The 8214-nt window shown below is 59.8% G+C and carries 3 protein-coding genes and 3 rRNA genes; 5 read left to right on the top strand and 1 reads right to left on the bottom strand.

Going from position 1 to position 8214, the window contains the following annotated elements; genetic code table 11:
- Positions 1-82: 82 nt before the first annotated feature.
- Complete coding sequence (locus NFR93_RS12355) at positions 83-1312, bottom strand: trans-sulfuration enzyme family protein (RefSeq protein WP_251453635.1); 1230 nt, start codon at positions 1310-1312, stop codon at positions 83-85.
- A gap of 113 nt (positions 1313-1425) precedes the next feature.
- On the opposite strand from NFR93_RS12355, the gene NFR93_RS12350 reads away from it, so the two are divergent.
- The 5 genes from NFR93_RS12350 (at position 1426) to rrf (ending at position 8159) form a co-directional block, all read left to right on the top strand.
- Positions 1426-1917 carry an Lrp/AsnC family transcriptional regulator gene (locus NFR93_RS12350; RefSeq protein WP_251453626.1) on the top strand — a complete coding sequence of 164 codons (492 nt, stop codon included), beginning with the start codon at positions 1426-1428 and terminating at the stop codon, positions 1915-1917.
- 88 nt (positions 1918-2005) lie between these two features.
- Entirely contained in the window at positions 2006-2392 is a 387-nt protein-coding gene (locus NFR93_RS12345; protein ID WP_251453624.1) for a PPOX class F420-dependent oxidoreductase, read from the top strand.
- 491 nt (positions 2393-2883) lie between these two features.
- Positions 2884-4406: ribosomal RNA gene (locus NFR93_RS12340) — 16S ribosomal RNA — on the top strand.
- A 425-nt stretch (positions 4407-4831) separates the two neighbouring features.
- Positions 4832-7938, top strand: a 23S ribosomal RNA gene (locus tag NFR93_RS12335).
- A 104-nt stretch (positions 7939-8042) separates the two neighbouring features.
- Positions 8043-8159 (top strand): 5S ribosomal RNA (gene rrf / locus NFR93_RS12330).
- Together the 16S, 23S and 5S rRNA genes form the textbook arrangement of a ribosomal RNA operon.
- Positions 8160-8214 lie beyond the last annotated feature (55 nt).

Below are 8214 nucleotides of genomic sequence, written 5' to 3'. Positions count from 1 at the left end.
GCCTCGCCGCTCTGCACAGCAGGAGGCTCCGGGATCGGAAGATCCGCGGACCGACGTCGGGGTGTCACAACCGTCGGAGGTCTCAGCGCACTGCGGTCGCCGCGAGCCGCTCTCGAGAGTCCGGCTCGGCAGCCGGGGCGAACGACTCGAGCGCCTGCGCGAGGTCGGCGATCAGGTCGTCGGTGTCTTCGAGACCGATCGACAGGCGGACGATGTCGTCGCTCGGTTTCGCATGGGCCGCGACAGGTCGATGGGTCAACGCGGCGGGATGCTGGATGAGCGAGTCGATGCCGCCGAGAGAGACCGCGTGCGTGAACAGACGCACGCCCGTGGTGACGCTGCTCGCTGCCGCGAAGCCTCCGCGCAGACGGATCGCGATCATCGCGCCGGTGCCGCGCATCTGCCGGTGCAGCAGCCCCCGGGGATCGCCGTCGAGTCCCGGGTAGTAGACGTCCGAGACCGCGGGGTGAGTGCGCAGCCACTGCGCGACCCGCTGCGCCGACGACTGCTGGGCCCGCACCCGCAACGGCAGGGTGGCGATCCCGCGGTGCAGCAGATACGCCCCCAGCGGGTGCAGGATGCCGCCCGTTACGGCCCGCACCCGCCGCAGCGCCTCGGCCCACTCCTCCGAGCACGCCACGACACCCGCAATGGCGTCGCCGTGCCCGCCGATGTACTTGGTCGCACTGTGCAACGACATCGCCGCGCCCAGATCGAGCGGGTTCTGCAGGACCGGCGTGGCGAACGTGTTGTCCACGAGCACCGGGACGCCGTCGCTCTGAGCGACGACCGCGGCGATGTCCACCAGTTCGAGAGTGGGATTCGCCGGCGTCTCGATGATGACCAGGGCGGTGTCGCGGCGCACCGTCGCCGCCACGTCGCCTTCCTCGCAGTACGAGATCTCCGTGCCGAGCAAGCCCGAGGCGAGGAGGTGATCCGTGCCGCCGTAGAGGGGCCGTACCGCGACGATGTGGCGGCCGCGACCGGCGGAGGTGGCGGCGAGGACGGCGGCGGTGACCGCGGCCATACCCGAGGCGAATGCCACGGCGGCATCGGCGTGCTCGAGCTCGGCGAGCGCCGACTCGAAGCGCGCGACGGTGGGATTCCACAGCCGCGCGTACACGAATCCGCCGTCGGGCAGCGGACGTCCGCCGGTCGCCATCGATTCGTAGGAGTCGCCCCCTCTGTCGATGTCGGGGAGGGGGTTGGTGGTCGACAGGTCTATCGGGGGCGCGTGCACGCCGAGACCGGCGAGATCCTCGCGTCCGGCGTGGACGGCGGTGCTGTCGAGTCCCCAAGATGATGAACGCATATCTCCAGGGTGTGCGTTTCAACAGGGTTAGGCCAGCTATCCTGCTGACAGAGCAGCATCCGCGGCATTGAGTTGTCGAAACGCGCTCGCCATCCGAGATCGAGGAGCCCGTCTTGCCGAAATCGCAATCGTCCGCTCCTCTCGCGCTCGACGATCTCGACCGCGCGCTGCTGCACGCCGTCGCGACCGACGGCGAGGTGACCAACAAAGAGCTCGCCGCGCAATTGGGTATCGCCGAGTCGACGTGCGCGTACCGGCGGCGTCTCTTGCGGGAGCGGGGCGTGATCGGCAGGGCCCGCACCGTTATCGACCCTGCCGCACTCGGGTTCCCGCTGCAGGCGGTGGTGACCGTGCGGCTGGGAAGCCACAGCAAGGAGCTGGTCGAGGACTTCTACGACGCGATCGTCCGCACGCCACGCGTGCTGCAGGTGTTCCATGTGGCGGGCAGCGCGGACTTCCTCGTGCACGTCGCCGTCGAGAGCCCCGAGATGCTCCGCGACATGGTGCTCGAGCACATCACGGTGCACCGAGGTGTTCGGCAGACCGAGACTCAGCTGGCCTTCGACGTCCGACAGGGTGTCGGCGTCACCGGCCCACAGGCATGACACGAGACGCCGCGACGCACGGAGCGGGGTCGGGGCCGCTGGCGGTGGAGGCGACCGACCCGCGAGGGAGGGCGCATACGATGTCGACGTGAAGCATCTGTCAGACGAGGGGCGGCGGTTCGTCGCGGATCGCCACTTGGCGACGCTTTCGACGATCGCGCCTTCGGGGCTCATCCACGCGGTCGCCGTCGGCTTCACCCTCGACGACGGAATCGTCCGAGTCATCACCAGCGACGGTACGCAGAAGGTGCGCAACGTCGAGCGGGACGGCCGCGCCACCGTGGCGCAGGTCGACGGCGCGCGCTGGCTGACTCTCGCGGGACGCGCCGTGATCGAGCGCGATGCCGACGCCGTCGCACGCGCGGAGGCCCTCTACGCCGCTCGCTACCGCCCGCCGCGGGTCAATCCGAGACGGGTCGTGATCCGGCTCACGCCGGAGCGGATGCTCGCCTCCGCGGGGCTGCTCGAGGGCTGAGCCGGCGCGACACGCCCGGGATGCGCGGCGGATTCGTCACGGCACGGATCCCCGCGTACAGTTACATGTGTTCGCCCCAAAGGGAGAGCGGAGAGGCCAAGGCCCCGCCCCCTCAAGCGGAGAACCACCCCCCTTCGAACAGGATGACCGGCGTGCCGGAAGCCTGCAGATGGAGGTTCCCCTGTGCGCAGGATCGGCTCGGAAGAGTTGAGACGGTGCACGAACGCCACGGCGTGTCGATTTGACAAGCGGCGGCGCGGGGATAAGATAGTGAGGTTGCCCTCCTGGGCTGGTCGTGAGGCTGGTTGGGGGGAGCGTCCGATCCTTGAGAACTCAACAGCGTGCACTTGTCAAATGCCAAATAACCTCGTCCAGCTTCGGCTGGGTTGAGATTCCTTTGGATCAATTTATGGATGTCAGTGACATTCGTTTTTGGTCAGGTTGAACTCGCTGCCTTCGCGCCTTATTCCGGTGGTTGGTGGCAATCGTTTTTTACGGAGAGTTTGATCCTGGCTCAGGATGAACGCTGGCGGCGTGCTTAACACATGCAAGTCGAACGGTGAAGCCCAGCTTGCTGGGTGGATCAGTGGCGAACGGGTGAGTAACACGTGAGCAACCTGCCCCGGACTCTGGGATAAGCGCTGGAAACGGCGTCTAATACTGGATACGAGACGCAACCGCATGGTTAGTGTCTGGAAAGATTTTTCGGTCTGGGATGGGCTCGCGGCCTATCAGCTTGTTGGTGAGGTAATGGCTCACCAAGGCGTCGACGGGTAGCCGGCCTGAGAGGGTGACCGGCCACACTGGGACTGAGACACGGCCCAGACTCCTACGGGAGGCAGCAGTGGGGAATATTGCACAATGGGCGGAAGCCTGATGCAGCAACGCCGCGTGAGGGATGACGGCCTTCGGGTTGTAAACCTCTTTTAGCAAGGAAGAAGCGAAAGTGACGGTACTTGCAGAAAAAGCGCCGGCTAACTACGTGCCAGCAGCCGCGGTAATACGTAGGGCGCAAGCGTTATCCGGAATTATTGGGCGTAAAGAGCTCGTAGGCGGTCTGTCGCGTCTGCTGTGAAAACCCGAGGCTCAACCTCGGGCCTGCAGTGGGTACGGGCAGACTAGAGTGCGGTAGGGGAGATTGGAATTCCTGGTGTAGCGGTGGAATGCGCAGATATCAGGAGGAACACCGATGGCGAAGGCAGATCTCTGGGCCGTAACTGACGCTGAGGAGCGAAAGGGTGGGGAGCAAACAGGCTTAGATACCCTGGTAGTCCACCCCGTAAACGTTGGGAACTAGTTGTGGGGTCCTTTCCACGGATTCCGTGACGCAGCTAACGCATTAAGTTCCCCGCCTGGGGAGTACGGCCGCAAGGCTAAAACTCAAAGGAATTGACGGGGACCCGCACAAGCGGCGGAGCATGCGGATTAATTCGATGCAACGCGAAGAACCTTACCAAGGCTTGACATACACGAGAACGCTGCAGAAATGTAGAACTCTTTGGACACTCGTGAACAGGTGGTGCATGGTTGTCGTCAGCTCGTGTCGTGAGATGTTGGGTTAAGTCCCGCAACGAGCGCAACCCTCGTTCTATGTTGCCAGCACGTAATGGTGGGAACTCATGGGATACTGCCGGGGTCAACTCGGAGGAAGGTGGGGATGACGTCAAATCATCATGCCCCTTATGTCTTGGGCTTCACGCATGCTACAATGGCCGGTACAAAGGGCTGCAATACCGCGAGGTGGAGCGAATCCCAAAAAGCCGGTCCCAGTTCGGATTGAGGTCTGCAACTCGACCTCATGAAGTCGGAGTCGCTAGTAATCGCAGATCAGCAACGCTGCGGTGAATACGTTCCCGGGTCTTGTACACACCGCCCGTCAAGTCATGAAAGTCGGTAACACCTGAAGCCGGTGGCCCAACCCTTGTGGAGGGAGCCGTCGAAGGTGGGATCGGTAATTAGGACTAAGTCGTAACAAGGTAGCCGTACCGGAAGGTGCGGCTGGATCACCTCCTTTCTAAGGAGCATCTGGCACCTCTTGGGGTGTCCAGGCGCCAGGTCAGCACCGAATGTGTGCTGCTGGTTAGCTCATGGGTGGAACATTTGATGGGGTGCGAGGGATGGGTTTCTTCACTTAGTACGCTGCTTGCAGCTGGAAGGGTGGGGTTGTTCTGATCTTGCACATGCACGCTGTTGGGTCCTGAGGGACCGGATGGTTCGGGTCTTCGGATTCGGGCTTGACGAACCTCTGGGCCCATCCTTGTTTTCCGGCTTTTGCTGGTTGCGGGGTGGGTACCGCCCGTACTTTGAGAACTACACAGTGGACGCGAGCATCTTTTGGACCGGTCTTCGGACTGGTTCATATTGATGATCTTAAAGATCATTAGTCAATTTCTGGTCAGGCTTTGTGCCTGGCTTGTTTCTTGATGAAAACTCATGTGATTTCAAGTCTTTAAGAGCAAACGGTGGATGCCTTGGCATCTGGAGCCGAAGAAGGACGTAGCAATCTGCGATAAGCCTCGGGGAGTGGATAAGCACACTTTGATCCGAGGATTTCCGAATGGGGAAACCCCGCCAGGGCGCGTGCGTGCCTGGTGACTCCCGCCTGAATATATAGGGCGGGTAGAGGGAACGTGGGGAAGTGAAACATCTCAGTACCCACAGGAAGAGAAAACAACAGTGATTCCGTCAGTAGTGGCGAGCGAACGCGGATCAGGCTAAACCCAGTGTGTGTGATATCCGGCAGGAGTTGCATGTTGGGGGTTGCGGGACTTTCCGTACTGTTCTGCCGAGCAGTGAACGTGATGCGTCGATATAGGTGAACGGTCTTGAAAGGCCGGCCAGAGTGGGTGCCAGCCCCGTAACCGAAATGTCGGACGCAGCGTGGAGAGTATCCCAAGTAGCACGGGGCCCGAGAAATCCCGTGTGAATCTGTCAGGACCACCTGATAAGCCTAAATACTCCCAGATGACCGATAGCGGACAAGTACCGTGAGGGAAAGGTGAAAAGTACCCCGGGAGGGGAGTGAAATAGTACCTGAAACCGTTTGCTTACAAACCGTTGGAGCCTCCTTAGTAGGGGTGACAGCGTGCCTTTTGAAGAATGAGCCTGCGAGTTAGCGATACGTGGCGAGGTTAACCCGTGTGGGGTAGCCGTAGCGAAAGCGAGTCTGAATAGGGCGATTCAGTCGCGTGTCCTAGACCCGAAGCGAAGTGATCTATCCATGGCCAGGCTGAAGCGACGGTAAGACGTCGTGGAGGGCCGAACCCACTTAGGTTGAAAACTGAGGGGATGAGCTGTGGATAGGGGTGAAAGGCCAATCAAACTTCGTGATAGCTGGTTCTCTCCGAAATGCATTTAGGTGCAGCGTTGCGTGTTTCTTGCCGGAGGTAGAGCTACTGGATGGCCGATGGGCCCTACAAGGTTACTGACGTCAGCCAAACTCCGAATGCCGGTAAGTGAGAGCGCAGCAGTGAGACTGTGGGGGATAAGCTTCATAGTCGAGAGGGAAACAACCCAGACCACCAACTAAGGTCCCTAAGCGCGTGCTAAGTGGGAAAGGATGTGGAGTTGCTTAGACAACCAGGAGGTTGGCTTAGAAGCAGCCACCCTTGAAAGAGTGCGTAATAGCTCACTGGTCAAGTGATTCCGCGCCGACAATGTAACGGGGCTCAAGCACGCCACCGAAGTTGTGGCATTGACATTATTGGTAGGCCTTCGTGGTCCAGCCGTGTTGATGGGTAGGAGAGCGTCGTGTGGCGAGTGAAGCGGCGGTGTGAACCAGCCGTGGACGCTACACGAGTGAGAATGCAGGCATGAGTAGCGAAAGACGTGTGAGAAACACGTCCTCCGAAAGACCAAGGGTTCCAGGGTCAAGCTAATCTTCCCTGGGTAAGTCGGGACCTAAGGCGAGGCCGACAGGCGTAGTCGATGGACAACGGGTTGATATTCCCGTACCGGCGAAGAACCGCCCAAGCTAATCCAGTGGTGCTAAGAGTCCTAACCAGGAATGCACGGATCCCTTCGGGGTGAAGGCGTCCTGGCGAACGCTCGACCCCATGCTGGTGCGGCTAGCGTATTAACAGGTGTGACGCAGGAAGGTAGCCCAACCCGGGCGATGGTAGTCCCGGGGCAAGTGCGTAGGCCGAGTCATAGGCAAATCCGTGACTCATACAGGCTGAGACACGATGCGGATGAAAAGTGGGTGATCCTATGCTGCCAAGAAAAGCATCGACGCGAGGTTCAAGCCGCCCGTACCCCAAACCGACTCAGGTGGTCAGGTAGAGAATACCAAGGAGATCGAGAGAATCGTGGTTAAGGAACTCGGCAAAATGCCCCCGTAACTTCGGGAGAAGGGGGGCCTTCGGCGTATTAGGACTTGCTCCGAAAGCGTTTGGAGGCCGCAGAGACTAGTGGGTAGCGACTGTTTACTAAAAACACAGGTCCGTGCCAAGTCGCAAGACGATGTATACGGACTGACGCCTGCCCGGTGCTGGAAGGTTAAGAGGACCGGTTAGCCGCAAGGCGAAGCTGAGAATTTAAGCCCCAGTAAACGGCGGTGGTAACTATAACCATCCTAAGGTAGCGAAATTCCTTGTCGGGTAAGTTCCGACCTGCACGAATGGCGTAACGACTTCCCAACTGTCTCAACCGCGAACTCGGCGAAATTGCATTACGAGTAAAGATGCTCGTTACGCGCAGCAGGACGGAAAGACCCCGTGACCTTTACTACAGCTTGGTATTGGTGTTCGGTGTGGCTTGTGTAGGATAGGTGGGAGACTTTGAAGCGGATACGCCAGTATTCGTGGAGTCATTGTTGAAATACCACTCTGGTCACTCTGGATATCTAACTTCGAACCGTAATCCGGTTCAGGGACAGTGCCTGGTGGGTAGTTTAACTGGGGCGGTTGCCTCCCAAAAAGTAACGGAGGCGCCCAAAGGTTCCCTCAACCTGGTTGGCAATCAGGTGGCGAGTGTAAGTGCACAAGGGAGCTTGACTGTGAGACTGACAGGTCGAGCAGGGACGAAAGTCGGGACTAGTGATCCGGCAGTGGCTTGTGGAAGCGCTGTCGCTCAACGGATAAAAGGTACCTCGGGGATAACAGGCTGATCTTGCCCAAGAGTCCATATCGACGGCATGGTTTGGCACCTCGATGTCGGCTCGTCGCATCCTGGGGCTGGAGTAGGTCCCAAGGGTTGGGCTGTTCGCCCATTAAAGCGGTACGCGAGCTGGGTTTAGAACGTCGTGAGACAGTTCGGTCCCTATCCGCTGCGCGCGTAGGAAGTTTGAGAGGATCTGACCCTAGTACGAGAGGACCGGGTTGGACGAACCTCTGGTGTGTCAGTTGTTCCGCCAGGAGCACCGCTGATTAGCTACGTTCGGGATGGATAACCGCTGAAAGCATCTAAGCGGGAAGCCGGCCTCAAGATGAGACTTCCATACCTTCGGGTGAGAGGCTCCCAGCCAGACTACTGGGTTGATAGGCCAGATGTGGAAGCGCAGCAATGCGTGCAGCTGACTGGTACTAATAAGCCGATGACTTGATAACACACCGTTTCTGGTGCTTGCGTCCACTGAGTGGTTCTCGATGTACGGTCGAGAACACACACAACAACATACTTGTCGTGTGACTGATTGAAACATCAATAGTGTTTCGGCGGCCATAGCGAGAGGGAAACGCCCGGTCACATTCCGAACCCGGAAGCTAAGCCTCTCAGCGCCGATGGTACTGCAGGGGGGACCCTGTGGGAGAGTAGGACACCGCCGGACTTCTTTCATGAAAGGGCCACCCAACGCTGGGTGGCCCTTTCACGTTAACCCGACG

It is taken from the genome of Microbacterium sp. Marseille-Q6648, assembly GCF_943181415.1.
GTDB lineage: Bacteria > Actinomycetota > Actinomycetes > Actinomycetales > Microbacteriaceae > Microbacterium.
This window is presented reverse-complemented; position numbering and strand designations above follow the sequence as displayed.

Bases quoted from the DNA above. Each gene is read 5' to 3' on its own strand.
- NFR93_RS12355 (WP_251453635.1), bottom strand. From the start codon at position 1,312: ATGCGTTCATCATCTTGGGGACTCGACAGCACCGCCGTCCACGCCGGA.